We start from the raw sequence: 20,305 nt of genomic DNA, 5'->3' as shown, positions 1-20,305 counted from the left end.
GCTCAAGCCTCAGCAGTCCCGCCCGCAGCCGCGCCAGCCGCGTTCTGCGTGGACGGTGCGCTGCTTTCACCGATGTTCCCTCCCCTTTTCCCTCCGTTCGTCGCGGCCTTTCCTCCGCGAAACCGTTTGGCCAGATCCTCGAAGGTCGCCTGCAGCTCCGCCTCGTCGACTTCGATCTCGCCAAGACCTGCCTTGAGGGCGATCCGGCCGATACGCTCTGCCTCACGGGTCTCGGCGGCCTTAAGCTGCTCCTGGAGCTTGGCGATTTCGTCACGGATTTTCGAGGATGGCTTCTTCATGTCCGATCGTCTCCTTTGGGTGAGAAAGCTTGTCTTTCGAACCCATTTTTCCGGAGGTGAGCGCGGAACGCACTACTGTGAATCCTACAATCGCCAAAGCGCAAGCTTTGGTGAATGATCCCGGCCGTTCCGAAGGAGCGGATCCGAAGGGCGCAATTATACGTCGCTGACGCGACGTTCTGCTTTTTGCCCCTGGCGGGGCCTTCCGCTTCCGACGAACCCGTTGATTTCGTTCGCAACCGGGAAAGAATTGCCGTGGCCGTCCCTCATTTCTCCGTCAGCGTTGTCGCCCGCGGCTCCGGCCGCAGCGCCGTGCTGTCGGCGGCCTACCGGCACTGCGCCAAGATGGAGTTCGAGCGCGAGGCCCGCACAATCGACTACACCCGCAAGCAGGGCTTGCTTCATGAGGAGTTCGTCATCCCCGCCGATGCGCCGGAATGGCTGCGTTCGATGATCGCGGACCGTTCGGTGTCCGGCGCCTCCGAGGCTTTCTGGAACAGGGTCGAAGATTTCGAGAAACGCACCGATGCGCAGCTTGCCAAGGATGTCACCATCGCACTGCCGCTAGAACTGACGGCTGAGCAGAATATCGCGCTCGTGCGGGATTTCGTCGACCGGCACATCACGTCGAAGGGCATGGTGGCCGACTGGGTCTATCATGACGCGCCCGGCAATCCGCATGTCCATCTCATGACCACCTTGCGGCCGCTGAACGAAGATGGCTTCGGCGCCAAGAAGGTCGCGGTAACAGGACCGGACGGCAATCCGATCCGCAACGATTCTGGCAAAATCGTCTATGAGCTCTGGGCCGGAAGCATCGACGATTTCAACGCGTTTCGCGACGGATGGTTTGCCTGCCAGAACCGGCATCTGGCGCTGGCCGGTCTCGACCTTCGCGTCGACGGGCGATCGTTTGAGAAGCAAGGGATCGAACTCGAACCGACCATCCACCTGGGTGTCGGCACCAAAGCGATCGAGCGGAAATCGGATGGGGCCTCGAAGCCGGTCGAGCTCGAGCGCATCGAACTGCAGGACGCTCGCAGAGCCGAAAACGCGAGACGGATCGACCGGAGTCCGAAACTCGTTATCGACATGATCATGCGCGAGAAGAGCGTATTCGACGAGCGGGATGTCGCCAAGATCCTGCACCGCTACATCGATGATCCAGTCCTGTTCCAAAGCCTGATGCTTCGGATCATCCTGCACCCCGAGACTCTGCGTCTTGAACGCGAGCGGATCGACCTCGCCACCGGATCCAGGCTGCCTGCCAAGTACACGACGCGCGACATGATCCGGCTGGAAGCGGAGATGGCCAATCGCGCCATCTGGCTGTCGCAGCGATCGTCGCATGGTGTGCGGGAAGCGGTGCTGGCGGCGACATTCGATCGTCATGAGCGCCTGTCGGACGAACAGAAAACGGCGATCGAGCATGTGGCGGGACCCGAGCGGATCGCCGCAGTGATCGGCCGTGCCGGCGCCGGTAAAACTACGATGATGAGGGCGGCACGCGAAGTCTGGGAAGCGGCAGGGTATCGCGTTGTCGGCGCAGCACTTGCAGGCAAGGCGGCCGAAGGCCTGGAGAAGGAGGCCGGGATCGCCTCTCGCACGTTGGCGTCCTGGGAACTGCGTTGGCATGAGGGGCGCAATCAGCTCGATAGCAAGACGGTCTTCGTCCTTGATGAAGCCGGCATGGTGTCGTCGCGGCAAATGGCGCTGTTCGTGGAAGCCGTGACCAAGGCTGGTGCCAAACTCGTTCTCATCGGCGATCCCGAGCAGCTTCAACCGATCGAGGCCGGCGCTGCCTTTCGCGCCATTGCCGATCGCATCGGCTATGCCGAACTCGAAACCATCTACCGGCAGCGTGAGCAATGGATGCGCGATGCCTCGCTTGATCTGGCGCGCGGCAATGTCGGCAAGGCGGTCGATGCCTACCGCGCCAATGGCAAGGTGATCGGCTGGGATCTGAAGGCCGAGGCCGTCGACAACCTCATCGCTGCCTGGGACCGCGATTACGATCCGACGAAGACGTCGCTGATCCTTGCTCATTTGCGCATGGACGTGCGTATGCTGAACCAGATGGCCCGCATCAAGCTGATCGAACGCGGGGTTCTCGACAAGGGAACCATGTTCAAGACGGCGGATGGCGATCGCAATTTCGCCGTCGGCGACCAGATCGTCTTCCTCAAGAATGAAGGGTCTCTCGGCGTCAAGAACGGCATGCTGGCCAAGGTCGTCGAGACCGGACCGGGTCGCATCATCGCACAGATCGGCGACGGCGAGCATGCGCGCCAGGTCCTGGTCGAACAACGCTTCTACAACAACCTCGACTATGGCTATGCCACGACAATCCACAAGAGCCAGGGCGCCACGGTCGACCGGGTGAAGGTGCTGGCCTCGCTCTCGCTGGACCGGCACCTCACCTATGTTGCCATGACGCGTCATCGTGAGGACCTTGCCGTCTATTACGGGCGCAGATCCTTCGCGAAGAACGGTGGGTTGATCCCGATCCTGTCGCGACGAAATGCGAAGGAAACGACTCTCGACTACGAGAAAAGCGCCTTCTATCGCCAGGCGCTTCGCTTCGCCGAAGCGCGCGGCCTCAATCTCGTCAACGTGGCCCGCACGCTCCTTCGTGACCAGCTGGAATGGACGGTCAGGCAAAAGCAAAAGCTCGTCGATCTTGGTGCGCGCCTTGCCGCCGTCGCCGGCAGGCTCGGGCTCGTCCTTGGCGCGCCGCAATCCCCAAATCGAACCAGCACCAAGGAGGCCAAGCCGATGGTTACAGGTATCACCACCTTTGCCAAATCGATCGATCAGGCGATCGAGGACAAGGTCGCCGCCGATCCCGGATTGAAGAAGCAGTGGGAGGAAGTCTCGACCCGTTTCCACCTCGTCTACGCGCAGCCGGAAAGCGCGTTCAAGGCGATCAATGTCGATGCGATGCTGAAAGACGAGACTGCCGCAAAATCCACGCTGGCGACGATCGGATCGAACCCTGAACACTTCGGTGCGCTGAGGGGCAAGACCGGGATGTTCGCAAGTCGCGCCGAGAAGCAGGAGCGAGAGAAGGCTGAGACCAACGCGCCGGCGCTGACCCGCAACTTAGAGCGCTATCTGCGCCAGCGGGCGGAGGCAGAACACAAGTATGAGTTCGAGGAACGTGCGGTCCGTCTGAAGGTGTCGATCGATATTCCGGCGCTCTCGGCTAATGCAAAGTTGACCCTCGAACGTGTGCGCGATGCGATCGACCGGAACGACCTGCCGGCCGGTCTCGAATATGCACTCGCCGACAAAATGGTGAAGGCGGAACTGGAGGGATTTGCGAGAGCCGTGTCGGAGCGTTTCGGCGAGCGGACCTTCCTGCCTCTCGCTGCAAAAGACACCAACGGACAGACATTCAACACCGTCACTGCGGGGATGACACCCGGCCAGAAGGCGGAAGTGCAATCGGCATGGAATTCGATGCGGACAGTGCAGCAGCTGGCCGCGCATGAGCGCACGACCGAGGCGTTGAAACAGGCAGAAGCCCTGCGCCAGACAAAGAGCCAGGGGCTCTCGTTGAAATGACGGCGCAGGCCTCTGCACGTCGGATGGGAAGTGCGCAACGATCGAATGCCGTCGCGCTCTTGCTGGTAGCGGCATTCATCGTTGGGGGCAGCGTTGCTGCGGCCATCATCGGCGGCTACCGCATCAACCTGACTCCGAGCGAACCCCTCGGCCTCTGGCGTATCGTCGCACTCGATCGTCCGGCATCCGCTGGCGACCTCGTCTTCATTTGCCCGCCCCAAACGCCTGTCATGCAGGAGGGGCGAGAGCGTGGCTATCTCCGATCAGGAACCTGCCCGAGCGCGGTCGCGCCGCTTATCAAGACCGTCATCGCTATTGCCGGGCAGCAAGTCGAAATCGGCACCGGCGTAACGGTCGATGGACGCCCGGTTCCATTTTCCGCTCGGACTGCACGGGACGGCAAGGGCCGACCGATGAAGTCGTGGTCCGGCGGCATCGTGCCGGAGAAAAGTGTCTTTCTCCATTCACCGTTCCGGGGTTCCTATGACTCCCGTTATTTCGGCCCCCTGCCCGCATCCGGCATTCTCGGCTTGGCACAACCGGTGCTCACCTATGTGCCGTGAGCACCTCCAGCCGACCGCATTGATTGCCGTTTCAATCGTCGCCGGGACGGTGGGATGGAGTGGCCATGTCCTGCTTCTCCCGGTCGCGGTCACGTTTCCGGTTCTCTGGGCACTTTCTCGAATGAGATGGACCGCCGCGTTTGTCTCGGCCGGCTATTTCCTGGCCGCATCCCGGGGATTGCCGCAGGGCGTTGCCAACTTCTATTCGTCGGACCTCCGGCCTGGATTATTGCTCTGGCTCTGTGCATCCGCCGGCTTCGTCTTCGTGCACACCGTCCTCTGGACGAAGCGGACGGGTGCTCGTCAGTGTCGCTATCTTCTGGCAGCGGTTCTGATGGCCATTCCGCCATTCGGCATCACCGGCTGGGCGCATCCGATCACCGCCGCGGGCGTGCTGTTTCCAGCGTGGGGATGGTGGGGGCTGGCCGCCGCGACAGCCGGCCTCATGGGCCTCGTAACCCGCATATGGCCAGCTGTCGCGATTGTCCTGGCAGGCTTTTGGATCTGGTCCGCCGCAACCTGGGACGAAGCGAAACTACCGGAATCCTGGCAGGGGGTCGACATCGAAATGGGGCCATCGCTGGGGCGCGACGCCAGCATGCCGCGTCACCGTGATCTGATTGCCACGGTGGCGGATCGAGCATCCGTTGGAACTCGTATTATTGTTCTTCCGGAAAGCGCACTGGGCTTCTGGACGCCCACCGTCGAGCGCCTCTGGGTAAATGCACTGCAGGGGAGTGACGTCACCGTCATCGCCGGCGCCACCGTCATCGATGCGGGCGGATACGACAATGTTCAGGTCGCCCTCTCCGGTGACGGTGCTCGCGTCATTTATCGCGAGCGGATGCCGGTCCCAGGCTCGATGTGGCAGCCTTGGCGTTCCCTGCTTGGGGCAAGCGGCGGCGCGCGGGCGCACTTCTTCTCGAACCCGGTTGTGACTATCGCCGACGCTCGGGTCGCACCGCTGATCTGCTACGAGCAACTGATCGTCTGGCCGGTTCTTCAATCCATGCTGCACGATCCGGACGTCATCGTCGCCGTAGGCAACGGCTGGTGGACCAAGGGGACATCGATCGTGGCTATCCAGCGCGCCGGGACGCAAGCCTGGGCGCGCCTGTTCGACAAACCCGTCATTCTTTCCTTCAACATCTGAATGCCATGGAGACCTGATGCTCGACGCTGCTCTCATCCAACAATGCGCCGATCCCTCTTTGAAGCCCGCAATCGTCGAGCAGTTCGTGACCGCGGCGGGCACGAATGATCCGCTGGCCGTCACGGTCAAATCAGGTGGCCGATTGATCCTCGTTCCGAAAGCGACAACGCAGGATGAGGCGATGGCGATTGTCCGGCAGTATGTCGGCCAGGCCGTGGTGCGTGTCGGCCTGACGCAGTTTCCGGCGGGCGTCGGCGTGAAGGACGCGGCCGATCTGAAGCCCGATCTGGTCGACGCCTGCCAAAACCTCCGCAAGGGAACGGCGATGTTCGCGAAGGTTCTGCGGATCGTTGCCAAGTGGTACGGCAACACCAGGAGCAATGAGGTTTTCCCGCAAATCTTCGACGATGCTGTCTATGCCTGGAAGACCGGCGAGTTCGAGGGCGTGAGCGTCTTCCAGGCGGACGATCCCGGAAAAAGCATCACGATCGACCACGTGTTGCCGGCAGACCAGGACAAGGCCAGCGTGGACATACCGCCTGCGGATACAAACACTGAAAACATCGAGAAAGGCGAAAGCGTCGGATCAGCAGAGATGCGGATCGACCTGTCGAGGATTGGGGGCAAATGATGCCAAATGAGGGCCGCTATGCTTCCGGAAGCGAATAGCGCGTGAGAACAGCATCCTCGCCATCGAGGGTCACTTCGATGATTTCGTTGACCATATCCTGCTCTCCTGCCAAATCCTGCAGTATGAGCGCAAACAGTTCTCGTTGCTGCGCGGGAAGCACCTGCGGGACAATGATCACCAGGCCCGCATGCAATTCCTCTTTCGCGTACAGCTTCCGGAAGTCGCGGGCATTATTCGTGACGAACGTAAAATCCTCCTCGATGATCCGAGGCATCAGATCCCAGTCGGTTTCGCCGCTCAGTCCTAGCCAGTTCACATGGAAGCAATCGTGGCCGTGCCCTTGTGCTACGGCCACGAGAGACGTGTGAGGGCATTCATCGATAAGAAACTTCACGAGGTCGAGCCAGACGGTTTGGAGACGTTCTCGTTCCGAAGGCTCAGGTGCTTCACGGATTTCACCTTCAGGCCCTGCTCCGAAAGCTTCCGCGGACGTCCTCTGGCGGGATGGGCCGCAACCCAGATCTCGGCAAGTTCCACCATGCGCTCGGTGAGCGAAGGATAGCCCTCGACGATTTCCGCTGTACTTGCGCCTTGGGTCTTCATCGCGGCAATCGTTCGCACGGGAACACGGGTTCGCTTGAAAACCGGCTCGCCACCCACGACCCCCTTCACGCTCTCAATCACTCGTTCGGCTTCTCGAAGCGCCTCGGCCCGCGCCGCCAGTTGTTCTCGTGCCCGCGCAACGTCGATAATGAGATAGTCGTCTGCCCTGACAGTTTCGGCATCGGGGTTCTGGTCGATCGTCTCGAATAAGCGCTTGCGGCGCTCGGCAGACAAGATCGATCCGACGCCGTACCAGAGCTTCAACCGAAGCAGATCCTCATCGGTGAGTGCTCGACCCCTGCTACCAACGAGATGGGTCTCGATGATGCGCTTGTCGATCGCATTGTGCACCGATTTCACAGCGATCTCGCTGACAGCCGCCGCCTCGGCGGGCGTGTAGGCGTGTGACGTGGTGGCCATAATCATTCTCCTTGTGGAGAATATATAATGCGGCCGCCGCTTGTGTAAAGCCTTGACCTATGCTCGATCTCAGCGGTCGAGATGTCCCAATAGATCGATGCTCATTGGCTTCGAAGCGGAAACCCTAAAAATCCAGTCGACCAGGGCGCGACTGCAGATCAGTTCGATTTGGTCACAAGCTCGGCGGGTTCGACACCTAGTGCTTCTGAAATTTGGCCAAGGACCGTGAGGGTTGCCGACATCTCGGCGCGCTCGATGGCACCGATATGGCGTGCGCTTAGGCCCGTGCGGTGCGCCAGTTCCTCCTGCGTCAGTTTCTTGCCATGACGTATTCGACGCAAATTGCTCGCCATGACCTCGTTGAGATCCATGACGCGAGCGGAACCTGAATCGGAACTATTGTTCTAGGAACTATAGTTCCGATTCGACATGACCTGTGTTATTGGATGGCAATCGTTCTTCGACTGACTTGCAATGTTGGTCGTATGATAGTCTGTAGCACGGGCCGCGCATGCGGCGCCAAAGCATCGTTTCAAGTGGTGAAGGAATGAGTTTCGAGGAAAAACGAATGAGCGATGCAGAGTCCTCCGAGACCGAAAGACGCGAGCGGGATCATCGGTTCTGTTCGATGCCGAAGGAAGCGTTGGAAGAATTGGCTGTGTCCGCAATATACGAACACCGCCGTCTGCTCGCTGCAGACGAGGCTGTCTACGAGGAGTGGACTCGTGCCAGCTGCGATCCCTCGGTTTCCAGCGACGTGCTGGCAAGCCTGCAGGACGAATACGTTGAGCGTCAGAAGAAATCCGGGGCGCAGCAGGAGGAGCTGTCGCAGATCATCGACGCGCTTGGCTACATCCCCGACGTCCCCTTGGACGACGCTAGTTAGAGCTTAGCAACCCACGATCTTTCGCGATTCCCACAAGCTGCGGCACTGATTCAGCTCCAAGCTTGGCACGGGCCTTGTCAAGATAATGCTGCACGGTCCTCGAGTTGATGCCGGTGACTGCGGCAGTTTCGAGCGTGTTTTTTCCTTTCATCGCCCATGTCAAGCACAACATCTCGCGTGGCGACAACACCTGCTTTGGATTGATGGCGGTTTTGCCAGCAATCATCTTCAATCGGTAGTGGACAATCATCACCAATTGGACTGCACTTTTCGAGTCGAAAGCGGCCGTGACGTCCATTTCTCTTTCGGAGGATGCAAAGGTCAGCATCATCGACGCACCGTAACCACCTTCTACAGGGATTGTCATGCCGCGGCGGATCCCGTGGTCGATCGCCTCGTCGCGAAACTTTCTGAGCGTTGAAGAGCCGCGTGCCGGCCAATCCTCCGCGGTCCACAAGAATACATCCCGTTTGCGCTTCGCCTCCGTCACCACGGGATCAATGCTGGAATAGTTGGCCGAGAGGTAAAGACCCTCCCAAGGTTTGGGGTAGGAGTTGAATGTCCTGATCTGGGTGCCTTCTTGTTCAAGATAAGCAAAGCGTTCGTATCCGCGGGAATGCGCGAACTGCCTTAGAGCTCCCTTGATCATGGCCTCGTCCTGCGAGGCCTCCAGCATATCGACGACCGAGCGAAACTCTCCATCCATGAACGTTTCTCCTATCTTCTTGACCGTAGGGTGGTCTTTTATTTGCCAGCCGAGACGCTGAATGATGGGCATCGTTGTTTGGCAACGAGCACAGATTTGTTAGTTGCCCACTGACGGAATCTACGCAACCGACGGTGCCGGGTTCATGTAAAGCAATCCCTTTTGCCGTGTGCGTTAGCACTAACCATAAAGGGGAAGCTTTCAAGGCAGCTGGCCTCAAAAAGATGATAAATCGAGAAAAGTTTTTGCGCTCGCATGCTCGCCCTCATCCGATGGTTCGGATTTTTTGAAAGATGACCAAGTAATCCGCCACGTCCCTACTGGGACGCCGGACAGTGCGCGCATTACTGTCTAATTGTCGCAAACGTCCTCCGTCCTATGTGTGCCTGGGAGAAGGGATGGCAAACATTTGCGTCAGTCCGCGTTCGCTAGGCAGAGGATTGTAGGACATTTCTGACGTTCAGCGCCGATGGAACAGTCGTGATGAAAAACGAGCATTCTCCGTTTGCGTTGTGCGTCTCAAAGGTGAGGCACTCTTCGACCTCCGCAATGGAGATAGAACGGTGCCTGGCGCTATTGGCAAATGGCTGGATATCGTGTGCTCCGCTGTTGAGATCAAAAGCTGAGGCGATTGTTGTTTACTGAAAGGAACGCGACACAGGAGCTTGGCCCTTTTGCACAAGCACAGAGCCCAACTCAACCGCATGCGCTTCCTAAGACGCAAGATCACTTAGCGTCGATACGAGCCCGCTCGGATCTGACCGCTTTGATGATACGCCAGTCAATTCCCGGTTCGCGTAGCATCTGGATATCCTCCATGTCGTCGAAATCCGAAAGCCGGGTGTAAAACGCCTTTCGAAGGCGCGAGATAAACCGCTTCGGCAAAGCGGTGTTTTCGAGACGATCCGGGTCGTCATCCGGCAAATCGCCAAGATCCATTTCGGTCATCGTCTATCCTTTCGCGCGTTGAGCAGGACGATCCGGCACCATTTCTTCGTCTACGGCAAGGTGCAGATTTGCACCTCCGGCAGAGAAGACCACGGCGTTTCCTTTAGTTCTTGCGGTAAGCCGACGGAAAAATGATGTCCTGGTCGACGAGGACGTTAAACTTATAGCCGGGTCGGATCTGGATTGTCGGCTGCACATTCAGGTTCTTCGAAATGGTCTGCTCAGCAACACGGCCGAAGGATTCTGCGAAGTTGCGGCGGGTGGCGTCCGATGCGGTTTCCTGTGTCGCCAGCGTCGAACTCTCCGGCATCGACATATCAATGCCGGTTCCGATTAACGCGACGAGGGCTGCCGAGCTCCAGGTGCGCCAGAGATGGCGATCGACCTTGTCTTTGAAGCCGCCATAGCCTTCGGCATCCGTGCCGGCCATGCTGCCGATCTGCAGGGTCGATCCATTCGGGAAAATGAGGTCGGTCCAGACGACGAGGACGCGCTCCTGGCCAAACGAGACTTTGGAATCGTAACGACCAAAGAGCTTGGCCCCCTGTGGGATCAGGAGCCGGTAGCCGGTGGCGCTGTCGTAGACATTCTGGCTGACCTGCGCGGTAATCCTGCCCGGCAAATCTGAATTCAGGCCGGTGATCAACGTGGCCGGAATGACCGAGCCGCGCTTCAGCTCATACGGCGATATCTGCGGTACGACCCGGTTCGGGAGATAGCCCAGGTCCTTGATGTCCTGGTTGAAGAAATCTTCCTTCGAAGCCTGGGTATTCGGATCGGCGTTCTGACCCATGAGCCCGGATTTCATGGCGGCGGCATAGAGGTCCGAGGCATTGTTGGCCGTGGCCGTCGTCTGCCGGCCCGCGTCCGTGGCGTTGCTGGCGGTTTTCTCAACATCGGAAATATCCACCTTCAACGGCGAGTCCAGCGCCGTTGCCCGCGCCTGCAGCCGAGCCATCCTTTGGCGCTGGGCCTCGCGGATATATTGCTCGTCCTGCTCCCGCTTCAGGCGGGCCTTCCATTCCTCTTCGGATTCGAGCCTCGGCCGCCGTTCTTCCCGTTCAGTTGGCCGGCGGTCGACAACAGGTGTTTCCTTCTCGACTTTTTGTTCGACGGCCGGTGTTGGCTGAAACGCCTCCCGTTCGACCGGCTCGCCGATGATACCGTCCGTGACGCCGCGTTTGAGTTGGTCTCCGAAATTCGTCGCGGGAGCATTCGAGGCACTGTCGATATCGTTGCTGCGATTGAACGGCAGGCCGCGCCACGAGAGCCCGATCACCACCACGCCCACGAACAGCGCGACGATGACGATGGCGATGATGACCGGCAGCCGATTGAGGCGGCGCATCCCTTTTTGATCGTCAGCGTGATTGGATGCGCCGAGCTGGAGCGATTGGACCATACTCGCCTCCCCTCAATTCCGCTGCATGATAGAGAGCGGGCTTGCCGGCGTGGCACCGGCCGCCGATGCGGTGTAGGCCCGCCCAAGCGCGACGGATGGCGTTGAGAGCCGTGCGAGCACCTGACCGTCGATGCCATCGATCGAATAGGCGAGCTCTACCGGCTTGACATCCTTTGCAACCTTGCCGTCGGTGATGACAGTGTAGCCCCATCCTTTCAGCGCCGCCTCGAGTGCGGTCGCAAAGTCGGACGAGTCCTTTTCCATTTTGAGCGTTGTCGTGCCGGCCGGACCGATCTGTTCGGCGAGCCGGCTCGCCATGTCGCCGGCAATCGCACTTGCGGCGGGGCCGGTGACGGCGACGGGCGTGGAACTGGTGGTCAATCCATCCTCGGCCGTCTGGCAGCCTGAAAGCAGGGTGGCGATGATAATGATGACGAGAAGCTTGTGCATGGCTCAGCCTCCCCGCCGGATGGTGATTTTCTGCTGGCGCCATCCGACGCCAGAGACGAGGATCGCCTTGTCGACCGCATAATCGACGATCATCATGTCGTTCTTCATTCTGTAGTTGACGATGCGGTTCTGGCCGCCGCTGACGACGAAGAGCACCGGTGCGTCCTGGCTCGAGACTGATTTCGAGAATTGAATGTAGGTTTTGGTGCCATCCGAATAGACGCGCTTCGGCTTCCAGGAGGCGCTCCCGCTCACCGAGTAGGAGAAGTTCAGCTTGTCGGGCGCCGTCCCGGGAATGCCTCCGGTCTCGAGTCGGGAATTGATATCGGCGAGCTTGGTCGAGACGTTCTCCGGATATTCGAAGCCGACGCGGGCCATATACTGGCTCGGATGGGACTTGAGCTGGATGTGATAGGTGCGGCGCGACGTCGTGACCACCATCGATGTGATGAGACCTGCTTCCGACGGCTTGACGATCAGGTGTATGGCCTGGCCGCCCGTGGCGCCGGATGTCGCCGGCTCGACCTTCCACCGCACGGTGTCTCCAACCAAGACATCCCGGACGATTTCGCCGCCTTGCAACTCAATATCGCAGACCTGCAGCGGTGAGCAGACGACGGACGGTTGGGTTTCGCCAAAGAGGAAGATGACCTTGCCATCGGGGCCGGTCGTGACCAGCCCCGATGTCCCGCGCCACTTCTTCGAAATGTTCGTTCCCTTCACCTCATTGTTCGTCATGCTCTGCGCCTCAACGCCCCCGACAAAGACGAGTCCGGCCAGGCAGCCGGCGGCTGCGATCAATCCTGTTCTGTTCATTGAGAAATTCCCTGCCCTTAAAGCTGTGCCGTCCAGTCAAAATCCCGGACATAAAGGCCGATCGGATTGAGGCGGATGGTGGCCTCGTCCTGCGGCGCGGTGAGTGTCACCGTCGCGATACCGCGGAACCGGCGCGTGCCGATTTCTTTGCCCTTGCGGTCGCGTTCGTATTCGGTCCAGTCGATCTGATAGGTCTGGTTCGACAGCGCCACGATGTTGTTGACCTCGATGGCAACGGTGGACGATTTCGCCTTCTCGAAGGGGGAGTTGCCGCGGAACCAGGCGTTGATCTTCTCGGTCGACGGATCGGAAGTCCGAAGGAGTGCGTAGGTCCGGTCGATATATTGTTTCTGCACCACGGCGTCCGGCGTGATCGAGCGGAAGCTGGTGACGAAATTGCCGAGCGTGGCACGCACCACCCGCGCATCGGCATATTCGATCTGTTCGGGGAAGCCCGCGGTCACCGCCGTGCCCAGCTTATCGACCTGGACGATATAGGGCACCAGCTTGACCTGGGTGCTCAGATACATCGAATAGCCAAAGCCGATGACGGCCATGGTCAGACCGAGAATGCCGACGATACGCCATGCGGCGGCGGCCTGGACATAGGAGCCGTATCGCTCGCTCCATTCCTGGCGCGCGGCAAGATACGGGTTTTCGGGGGCGCGGTTCGCTGCCATCGATTTATCACTTTCTGATTGCTGTTAGTCTCTGCGTTCGGGAGGTGGCGTTGGTCCGCTGTGCCCGCTGCGCGCCTGATCCAGCTTTGCGTTCGCAAGCCCGAGGATGGAACCAGCGTATGCTCCTGGCGAACCGATGGCCTTTTCCTTGGCCGCAGAGCCTGCGGCCATCCCGGCGGATCCGATCCCAGCGCCGAAACCTCGAAGAGCCGCACCAGCAACGGATGAACCTGCAGCTCGAGCAGCCTGTCCCACCGCAAATCCCGCACCGGCAGCGCCAGCCGCGAGGAACCCTGCGCCCGTCGCAAAGGAGGCTGCCTGACCACCGTGCCGGATCGCCTCCATTCCGCCCGAGACGGACGCGCCCTGAACGACACCCTGAATGATGTTCGGAACGTACATTGCGATGATGAACACAACGACCGAGATCCCGGCGATGGCGAGCGTCGTGACGAACTGGTCTGAAGAGGCCGTTGGCGCATTTGCCAAACCCATCAGGACCTCGGATCCGATCTTTGCGATCATCACCAACGCCATCAGCTTCATGCCGACGCCGAAGGCGTAGACGAGATAACGGACCGCGAAGTCCTTGGTGAAGGAGGATCCCCCCAGCCCGAGCATGATCATGCCGGCGAGTAAGCCGACGTACATTTCCACCATGACTGACACGAAAATCGCAGCAACGAGCGAGAAGCAGATGACAACAACGCCCATCGCCAAAACGGCCGCGATCGCCAGTGCATTGTCCTCGAACACGCCGAATTGTGCCTGCTGCGACATTTGCGAGGCAACCCGGATACCGGCGTCGAACACCTCGGCGGGCGACGCCGATCCGCCGCCGGCGCCAATCTGGAAGAGGCTGTCGACGACCGCTCGGGCAAAGGCCGGTCCTTGCGTGAGAACAAAAGCGAAAAAGCCAATGAACATGATGCGCCGGACAAGTTCGGCAAACCAGCTGTCGAGGGACGCCGCCTGGAGCGCCAGCCAGACGGCGGCAATGCCCACCTCGATCGTCGCCAGGATCCAGAACAGAGATTTCGCCGCATCCATGATGGTGGTCTCCCACCCTTTAGCGGCGGTCGAAACCTGATTTTCCAGTTCGGTCAGGACTTGTCCCTGTTGCGCGAAGGCGGGAGCTGCAAAGACGAGGCAAAGGAGGCCAGCGATCAGGAACGATTGTTCAAGGCGACGTTTCACCATCTTGGGCGCATCTCCTGGCCTTCCTTGATCGGCGGCAGCTCCTTGTTCGAGCCGAAGAACTTCTCCCTGACGGCGCGTTGTTCTTCGGTGAGCGCAGGTTTGTTGGCTTCCTTGGAATTGACGATCAGCACGGTCGCCGCCGACGAAACAGCTGCAACAAGCACGAGCACGGCAATGACAACGGCGCGGCTCACCAGCGAGGCTCCATCTTTTGCCCTTCGGGAATGCTCTTGACCTCGGCGTTGAAGAATTTCTCGCGCCGCGCTTGGGCAAGGTCTTTGTCGGTTTGTTCGGTCTGAAGCCAGGTTCCCATCATGGTCATTTGCTGGGAGACGAGACCGCGGAGCTTCTGCATCTGCGCGACCTGTTGCGCAGCGATCTCGTGACCCACCTGCAGGGCCTTCATTTGGCCGTCCGCGGTTTCGGACATCGACCGCAACGAGGACATCGTGCCTTCCTCGCTATCGAATTGCTCGGCCGTCAGGCTCGCCGCCTTCAGTGTGCTGGCGATCGTGTCCCGGTTCGTGTCCGACCAGCTCTGGTAGCTCGACGAAAAACTTGTCGCGTCCGGTAAGTTGGTCTTGAGGCTCGAATAGCTCTGGAAGCGCTGCTGCAGCACGTCATCGGCATTGCCCATCGAAAACGAGATGCTCTGACCCTGATCAACGATGCTGCGGAGCTGATTGAGATCGCTTTCAACCTGTCCCCACATATGCGAGGGGAGGGTCGCGGTATTCTGCAGCAAGTTTTGATAGATGTTCAGCTGCGTTTCGATCTGTTGCGCCAACTGGCTGATCTGGGTCAGTTGGTTCTGGATCTGCTCGCCGGACTTCCCGACCAGCGAAATCAGCTCCCCATTGTTGAGAACCTGCGTCCACTCGGTTGCTGCTCCCGTGGCCGTGCCGGCATGGGCCGGCGTCACGGCTGCGCTCGTCAACGCGGCGGCCACCAGACCGGCGAGCCATTTATTCGAAGTTGAGCAGCGATGCGGCATCGTGAACTCCTCTCGTTTGAAGCCAGTGGATCGGCCAGTCGTGGCCATGGTCGGAATGGAGCGCGCGGATACGCTTCAAGTCTTCCTTGCCCGATGCGCCGACGAAGCTGAGCGCCACGGAGCCGAGCGCCATGTCGAACAGCCGCCGGCCTTCGGGGGTAACCACGTAATATTCGCGCTTGGGTATCGCATTCGAAACGATCTCGATCTGTCGCTCATTGAAGCCGATCCGTTCGTAGAACTCGCGGGTTCCCGGTTCCCGGGCGGCTCCGTTCGGCAGGCAGATTTTCGTTGGGCAGGATTCCTTCAGGACATCGATGATTCCGGAGCGCTCGGCGTCTGAGATCGACTGCGTGGCAAGCACGACGGCGCAATTCGCCTTGCGCAGCACCTTGAGCCACTCGCGGATCTTGCTGCGGAACACTGGATGACCGAGCATCAGCCAGGCCTCATCCAGCACAATCAGGCTCGGCGAACCGTCGAGACGCTTCTCGATCCGCCGGAAGAGATAGGTCAGCACGGGCACCAGATTGCGCTCGCCCATATTCATCAGATGCTCGATCTCGAAGGTCTGGAAGGCACCGAGCGAGAGACCATCCTGTTCTGCGTCGAGAAGCTGGCCCATCGGTCCGTCGACCGTGTAGTGGTGGAGCGCGTCCTTGATCTCGCGCATCTGAACGCCGCTGACGAAGTCCGAAAGCGATCGACCGGCTGCGCTGGCCATCAACCCAATCTGGCGCGAAATGGCGTTGCGATGATCAGGAGTGATGGCGACACCCTGCAGGGCGACCAACATTTCGATCCATTCAGTGGCCCATGCCCGGTCTGCGTCGCTGGAGAGATCCGACAGCGGGCAGAAGGCAAGCGCCTTTGCTTCTTCTTGAGCGTCGCCACCGATCTCATAGTGATCTCCACCGGCAGCAAGCGTGAGCGGCAGGAGCGAGTTCCCCTTGTCGAAGGCGAAGATCTGGGCGCATTCGTAACGCCGGAACTGCGCTGCGATCAATGCCAGCAGTGTTGACTTTCCCGAGCCGGTCGGCCCGAAGATCAGCGTGTGACCGACGTCATCGACATGGAGGTTCAGGCGGAATGGCGTCGATCCGCTTGCCACCTGCATCAGCGGTGGCGAATTCGGTGGGTAGAACGGGCAAGGTGCGGCCGGGTTGCCCGACCAGACTGAGTTGAGCGGTATCAAATCCGCGAGATTGTTTGTGTTGATCAGCGGTTCCCGGATATTGCAATACCAGTTACCCGGCAGGCTGCCGAGAAAGGCGTCAGTGGCGTTGAGCGTCTCGATGCGTGCACCGAAACCCTCCGCCTGGATCAGCCGGCGGATTGCTTCTGCTTTTTCCTGCAGTGCCTCCCGGTCGCGATCGAAAAGAACGATGACCGGCGTATAGTAGCCATAGGCCACCAGTTGCGAGGACGCCTGAGCGATGGCGTCTTCGGTCTCGGCGACCATGGTCATGGCGTCCTGGTCTACCGACCGGCTCTGCGTCTGGAAGAGCTGATCGAAGAACGGGCGTACCTTCTGTTGCCACTTTTTACGGGTGCGTTCGAGCTTTTGCCGGGCCTCTTCCGCATCGAGGAAGATGAAGCGCGATGACCAGCGATAGGTGAGCGGCATCAGATCGAGGCTGTTGAGAATTCCCGGCCAGCTCTCGGCCGGCAGTCCGTCGATAGCCACGACGCCGAGGAAACGGCTTTCGACCTTCGGTGTCAGGCCATGCTCGAGCTCGGCAGTTGCAAGCCAGTCGAGATACATTGGGGCATCCGGCAGTCGGATCGGATGGTTCTCGCCTGTGACGCAAAAGCGAACGAATTGCAGCAGCTCGTCATAGCGGGCGACCCGCTCCCCTCCCCTCTCGACAGTTTCCCGGGTTTCCATGCGACGGATCGACAGGGTGTTGGCGAAATACTGCTCAATCTCCCGGACAGCGTTCTTGAAAATGAACAGCACCGTGTCCGCATAGGTCTTCTTCCGGCTCTCCTCGTCCGAGTAGATGTATTTGCTGAGGGCCGTCTTTTTGGACTCGAGCGGCCGATAGGTGAGGATGATCGCGTGCTTGCTCTCGAAATGCCCCTGCTCGCGCGCGAAATGTGCCCGCCGCTCGGCGTCGATCGCGCGGGTGACAGCATCGGGAAAGTGGCAACGATCATCCGACGGATAGTCGAATGTCGGGATCCGAACCGCCTCGACCTGGATCATCCAGCCGCTTCCGAGGCGCGACAGGATCGTATTGATCTGCCGCGAGAGCTCGTTGCGCTCCAGGTCGGTGGCGCTTTCGGAATCCGGCCCGGCAAAATACCAGCCTGCCATCAGGCTTCCGTCTTTCAACAGGAGCACGCCGTTGTCGACCAGGCCGGCATAGGGAACGAGATCCGCAAAGGATGGGCCGGTGGCCCGGAAGCGTTTGAGAGCAACCATGCCTGACCCTCAATACCGGCGCCAAGGCGAGGAGGTCGCCTTGTAGTAATGCTTGTAGGAGATATGGCGGACATAGACCTGCCGCATCAGCGGATCGGCCTTGGCCATCATTCTCAGGAGCCCGACGACGACGATCCAAACGGCAACGCCGAAGAGCGCGGAATAGATCGTGAGGACAACGAAAATCAGAATGACTGCGGCAAGGCCGGTGATCAGCACCAGTTCCCGGTCCGCGCCCATCAGAAGGTTTGGACGCGACAACGCGCGGTGGATGCGGTTGCGTTGCAGCCCGGACAGGGACTCAGCCATGAGCCCCCTCCCCTGTTTCGCTTTGACCGATCGAGGTGGTTTGCTCGTCTGGAATTCCGATGGAAGCTCCCGTCGCGCCGAATAGGCCGACGATGTTGGTGGCCCCAAGCAGGATGCCGGCGACAAGCACGATATACATGAGCCGCCGCGCGAAATCGTTCAGCTCTCCACCGAAGATCAACATGCCGCCTGCGATCGCGACGGCCGCCAGCGCGATGGCGCCGGCGACCGGTCCGGTGATCGACTCCTGGATCTGCTGCAGCGGTCCTTCCCACGGAAGACTTCCGCCGGAACTGGCGAGCGCCGGCGCGACCGAGGAAAGGACGATAGGTGCCGCAAGGAGTGCGACGGCGATGACAGCGTTTCTACGCGACATGGCGCGCCTCCTGTTCTTCCGTAAGCTGGTCAGATTCGATCTCGTATTGGCCGCCCGCGAAGCGCTCGACCTGGATGACGTCGCGAACGCGCCGCCCGCGCGGCGTCCGTTCTATCGAGACGATGAGATCGACCGCTTCACCTATCACCTCGTGCATGGGCTGTTGGCTGGCTTCGGCGGTTAGTTGCTCAAGGCGGCGGAGCGCCGACATCGCGGTGTTGGAATGGATCGTCGCGACACCACCAGGGTGGCCAGTGTTCCAAGCCTTCAGCAACGTGAGCGCGGCACCGTCGCGGACCTCGCCGACGACAATCCGGTCCGGACGCAGGCGCATGGTGCTCTTCAACAGTCGCGCCATGTCGACGTTATCGCTGGTGTGCAGGAGCACGGCGTTGTCGGCGGCGCACTGAATCTCGGCGGTGTCTTCAAGGATGACGAGGCGGTCTTCCGGGGCAGACTTGACGATTTCATCGATGACGGCGTTAGCAAGCGTCGTCTTGCCGGAACCAGTGCCCCCGGAGATGATGATGTTGAGCCGCGACGAAATTGCGCTGCGGATAGTCGAAGCCTGATGTTCGCTCATAACGGCAGAGCGCACATAATCGTCGAGCGGGATCAGGCGCGAGGCACGCCGCCTAATGGTGAAGGCCGGTTTGGCGACTACGGGAGGTAACAATCCTTCGAAGCGATGACCTCCGATTGGCAATTCCCCTGAGATGATCGGCTGCTCGGTATCGACCTCGGACTGGAGTGCATGCGCCACGGTTCCGATCACCATTTCCGCAGCTGCGGAGGACATTTCGCCGGCCGGCGCCACGCCATGCCCCAGCCGTTCGATGAACAGCTTGCCATCGGGATTGAGCATGATTTCGACGACGGTTGAGTCGTCCAACGCGATGCAGAGTTGGTCGCCGAGCGCCTCCTGGAGTTTGCGGACAAGTCGAGGATGAGAGCGAAGCTGGTTCAAGGCGTTTTTTCCTTACGCTGCCTGGCTGACGGTGCTGAGTTCGGATCGGTAGTTGGTTGGCCGGAGCCGTTGGAATGTGTCGGCGTTTGCGGGCAGGATCCCGGCCACGGCCATGGTCACCCCGATCTTCTTCGGCTCAGCCAACCGCTGTAGGGGCCAGCCGACGCGCGCGAGGATCCGCTCGAACCGGAGATCGGTTACCGTGACAATCTCCGTGTAGGCGTTGGCCACGCACCACTCGATGATGCCCGCGAACATGGTCAGGGTCGCTTCATGGACGGAGCCGTCTCCCCTGCCCTCCTCAAGGGTCGTATCGACGCAAAAACGGGAGCTCTCGATCATCGCGGTGTGTGCATTCAGCCCGCCATTCGGAAGCAGCGAGTCGAAGACGTTGGCCACCATTGTCGGGCCAAGGGCTGGGAGTAGCCTTGCGCATCCCGCCACTTGGTCACGGTTGGAAACTGCAAGGATGTAGGTCGGCATTAGGTCGTCATAGGCGTCCGATTCCAGGCCATCTGCAACGGCAACCTCCCAGCCTAACCGGTCGGCGAAGACGCGCGCGCGTAACTGCTGGTGGCGCCGGAGAAGTTCGGCTTCCTGAGCATTAAGTGGTTTTGAGATCGCGAGAATGTGCATGAATTTCTCCGTCGACATTGGTCGGCGGGGAACTCAGCACGAATCGTAGTTGAGAGGGAGTTGTAGAATCCTACAAGGTAGAACCAGCTGAGTCGTTCTTCAGATTGGCCGAAACGCGACGACATTGCGCGGTGATCATAATTTGATATGCGTTACGTTTGTAGGATTCACAGTAAAACGAATAGTGAACGAGGAATGCCGGGGAAGCTGCTAAACATATGTCTTTGCTGGTAAATCGTCTTTGCTCTACAGATTTCTGAGTTGGACCGTA

The 20,305-nt window shown here is 59.9% G+C and carries 23 protein-coding genes; 5 read left to right on the top strand and 18 right to left on the bottom strand.

The genetic code is table 11. From position 1 onward, the window contains the following. Nucleotides 1–2 precede the first annotated feature (2 nt). Nucleotides 3–299: a conjugal transfer protein TraC gene (gene traC / locus O8B93_RS11335; RefSeq protein ID WP_269710041.1), complete on the bottom strand. Its 297-nt coding sequence runs from the start codon at nt 297–299 to the stop codon at nt 3–5. A gap of 255 nt (nt 300–554) precedes the next feature. Between traC and traA the strand changes: the two genes are divergently transcribed. From traA to O8B93_RS11315, 4 genes are read left to right on the top strand one after another with little or no spacing between them, the layout of a single operon-like run. Then, nucleotides 555–3,866: a Ti-type conjugative transfer relaxase TraA gene (traA, locus tag O8B93_RS11330; RefSeq protein ID WP_269710039.1), complete on the top strand. Its 3,312-nt coding sequence runs from the start codon at nt 555–557 to the stop codon at nt 3,864–3,866. Continuing rightward, on the top strand, nt 3,863–4,429 hold the full coding sequence (traF, locus tag O8B93_RS11325) for a conjugative transfer signal peptidase TraF (protein ID WP_269710038.1): 567 nt from the start codon (nt 3,863–3,865) through the stop codon (nt 4,427–4,429). Before traA ends, traF begins: the two co-directional genes overlap by 4 nt. Continuing rightward, the gene (locus O8B93_RS11320) at nt 4,419–5,582 is read left to right on the top strand and encodes a conjugal transfer protein TraB (protein WP_269710036.1); all 1,164 of its coding nucleotides are present in this window, start codon (nt 4,419–4,421) and stop codon (nt 5,580–5,582) included. Before traF ends, O8B93_RS11320 begins: the two co-directional genes overlap by 11 nt. A gap of 16 nt (nt 5,583–5,598) precedes the next feature. Then, complete coding sequence (locus O8B93_RS11315; protein WP_269710034.1) at nt 5,599–6,213, top strand: TraH family protein; 615 nt, start codon at nt 5,599–5,601, stop codon at nt 6,211–6,213. A gap of 16 nt (nt 6,214–6,229) precedes the next feature. On the opposite strand, the gene O8B93_RS11310 is transcribed toward O8B93_RS11315, so the two are convergent. The 3 genes from O8B93_RS11310 to O8B93_RS11300 form a co-directional block, all read right to left on the bottom strand. After that, a complete protein-coding gene (locus O8B93_RS11310; RefSeq protein WP_269710032.1) occupies nt 6,230–6,607 on the bottom strand; it encodes a DUF5615 family PIN-like protein in 378 nt (125 codons plus the stop codon). After that, nucleotides 6,604–7,236: a DUF433 domain-containing protein gene (locus tag O8B93_RS11305; protein ID WP_269710030.1), complete on the bottom strand. Its 633-nt coding sequence runs from the start codon at nt 7,234–7,236 to the stop codon at nt 6,604–6,606. Before O8B93_RS11305 ends, O8B93_RS11310 begins: the two co-directional genes overlap by 4 nt. Nucleotides 7,237–7,394: 158 nt before the next feature. Continuing rightward, a complete protein-coding gene (locus O8B93_RS11300; RefSeq protein WP_269710028.1) occupies nt 7,395–7,607 on the bottom strand; it encodes a helix-turn-helix domain-containing protein in 213 nt (70 codons plus the stop codon). 197 nt (nt 7,608–7,804) lie between these two features. On the opposite strand from O8B93_RS11300, the gene O8B93_RS11295 reads away from it, so the two are divergent. Next, nucleotides 7,805–8,122, top strand: coding sequence for a transcriptional repressor TraM (locus O8B93_RS11295; protein ID WP_269710026.1), 318 nt, complete (start codon nt 7,805–7,807; stop codon nt 8,120–8,122). Here the strand turns inward: O8B93_RS11295 and O8B93_RS11290 are convergent. The 14 genes from O8B93_RS11290 to traI form a co-directional block, all read right to left on the bottom strand. Further along, a complete protein-coding gene (locus O8B93_RS11290) occupies nt 8,115–8,828 on the bottom strand; it encodes an autoinducer binding domain-containing protein (RefSeq protein WP_269710300.1) in 714 nt (237 codons plus the stop codon). The two genes, O8B93_RS11295 and O8B93_RS11290, sit on opposite strands and share 8 nt — an antisense overlap. A 726-nt stretch (nt 8,829–9,554) precedes the next feature. Next, the gene (locus tag O8B93_RS11285; protein WP_269710024.1) at nt 9,555–9,776 is read right to left on the bottom strand and encodes a hypothetical protein; all 222 of its coding nucleotides are present in this window, start codon (nt 9,774–9,776) and stop codon (nt 9,555–9,557) included. Between the two features lie 103 nt (nt 9,777–9,879). Next, entirely contained in the window at nt 9,880–11,178 is a 1,299-nt protein-coding gene (gene trbI / locus O8B93_RS11280) for an IncP-type conjugal transfer protein TrbI (protein WP_269710023.1), read from the bottom strand. A 12-nt stretch (nt 11,179–11,190) separates the two neighbouring features. Continuing rightward, nucleotides 11,191–11,628, bottom strand: a complete 438-nt coding sequence (gene trbH, locus O8B93_RS11275; protein WP_269710021.1) for a conjugal transfer protein TrbH — start codon at nt 11,626–11,628, stop codon at nt 11,191–11,193. Nucleotides 11,629–11,631: 3 nt separating this feature from the next. Beyond that, nucleotides 11,632–12,444 (bottom strand): P-type conjugative transfer protein TrbG, encoded by an 813-nt coding sequence (gene trbG, locus O8B93_RS11270; RefSeq protein WP_269710019.1) that lies wholly within the window; start codon nt 12,442–12,444, stop codon nt 11,632–11,634. A gap of 17 nt (nt 12,445–12,461) precedes the next feature. Beyond that, nucleotides 12,462–13,124, bottom strand: coding sequence for a conjugal transfer protein TrbF (locus O8B93_RS11265; RefSeq protein ID WP_269710016.1), 663 nt, complete (start codon nt 13,122–13,124; stop codon nt 12,462–12,464). 24 nt (nt 13,125–13,148) lie between these two features. Beyond that, entirely contained in the window at nt 13,149–14,324 is a 1,176-nt protein-coding gene (gene trbL, locus O8B93_RS11260; RefSeq protein WP_269710014.1) for a P-type conjugative transfer protein TrbL, read from the bottom strand. Then, nucleotides 14,318–14,518: an entry exclusion protein TrbK gene (trbK, locus tag O8B93_RS11255; protein ID WP_269710012.1), complete on the bottom strand. Its 201-nt coding sequence runs from the start codon at nt 14,516–14,518 to the stop codon at nt 14,318–14,320. Before trbK ends, trbL begins: the two co-directional genes overlap by 7 nt. Next, nucleotides 14,515–15,318, bottom strand: coding sequence for a P-type conjugative transfer protein TrbJ (gene trbJ, locus O8B93_RS11250; protein ID WP_269710010.1), 804 nt, complete (start codon nt 15,316–15,318; stop codon nt 14,515–14,517). The genes trbK and trbJ overlap by 4 nt, the downstream gene beginning before the upstream one ends. After that, the gene (locus O8B93_RS11245; protein WP_269710008.1) at nt 15,290–17,746 is read right to left on the bottom strand and encodes a conjugal transfer protein TrbE; all 2,457 of its coding nucleotides are present in this window, start codon (nt 17,744–17,746) and stop codon (nt 15,290–15,292) included. Before O8B93_RS11245 ends, trbJ begins: the two co-directional genes overlap by 29 nt. 9 nt (nt 17,747–17,755) lie before the next feature. Continuing rightward, nucleotides 17,756–18,055 carry a conjugal transfer protein TrbD gene (locus O8B93_RS11240; RefSeq protein ID WP_269710006.1) on the bottom strand — a complete coding sequence of 100 codons (300 nt, stop codon included), beginning with the start codon at nt 18,053–18,055 and terminating at the stop codon, nt 17,756–17,758. Beyond that, nucleotides 18,048–18,431: a TrbC/VirB2 family protein gene (locus tag O8B93_RS11235; protein WP_269710004.1), complete on the bottom strand. Its 384-nt coding sequence runs from the start codon at nt 18,429–18,431 to the stop codon at nt 18,048–18,050. The genes O8B93_RS11240 and O8B93_RS11235 overlap by 8 nt, the downstream gene beginning before the upstream one ends. Further along, complete coding sequence (gene trbB / locus O8B93_RS11230) at nt 18,421–19,398, bottom strand: P-type conjugative transfer ATPase TrbB (RefSeq protein WP_269710002.1); 978 nt, start codon at nt 19,396–19,398, stop codon at nt 18,421–18,423. The genes O8B93_RS11235 and trbB overlap by 11 nt, the downstream gene beginning before the upstream one ends. 12 nt (nt 19,399–19,410) lie before the next feature. Continuing rightward, on the bottom strand, nt 19,411–20,034 hold the full coding sequence (gene traI / locus O8B93_RS11225; protein ID WP_269710000.1) for an acyl-homoserine-lactone synthase: 624 nt from the start codon (nt 20,032–20,034) through the stop codon (nt 19,411–19,413). Nucleotides 20,035–20,305: the final 271 nt, after the last annotated feature.

Origin of the sequence: Martinezella rhizogenes (assembly GCF_027460065.1) — a bacterium.
GTDB lineage: Bacteria > Pseudomonadota > Alphaproteobacteria > Rhizobiales > Rhizobiaceae > Agrobacterium > Agrobacterium rhizogenes_C.
Note: the sequence above shows the minus strand (reverse complement) of the source record. Positions and strands in the feature narration are given on the sequence as shown.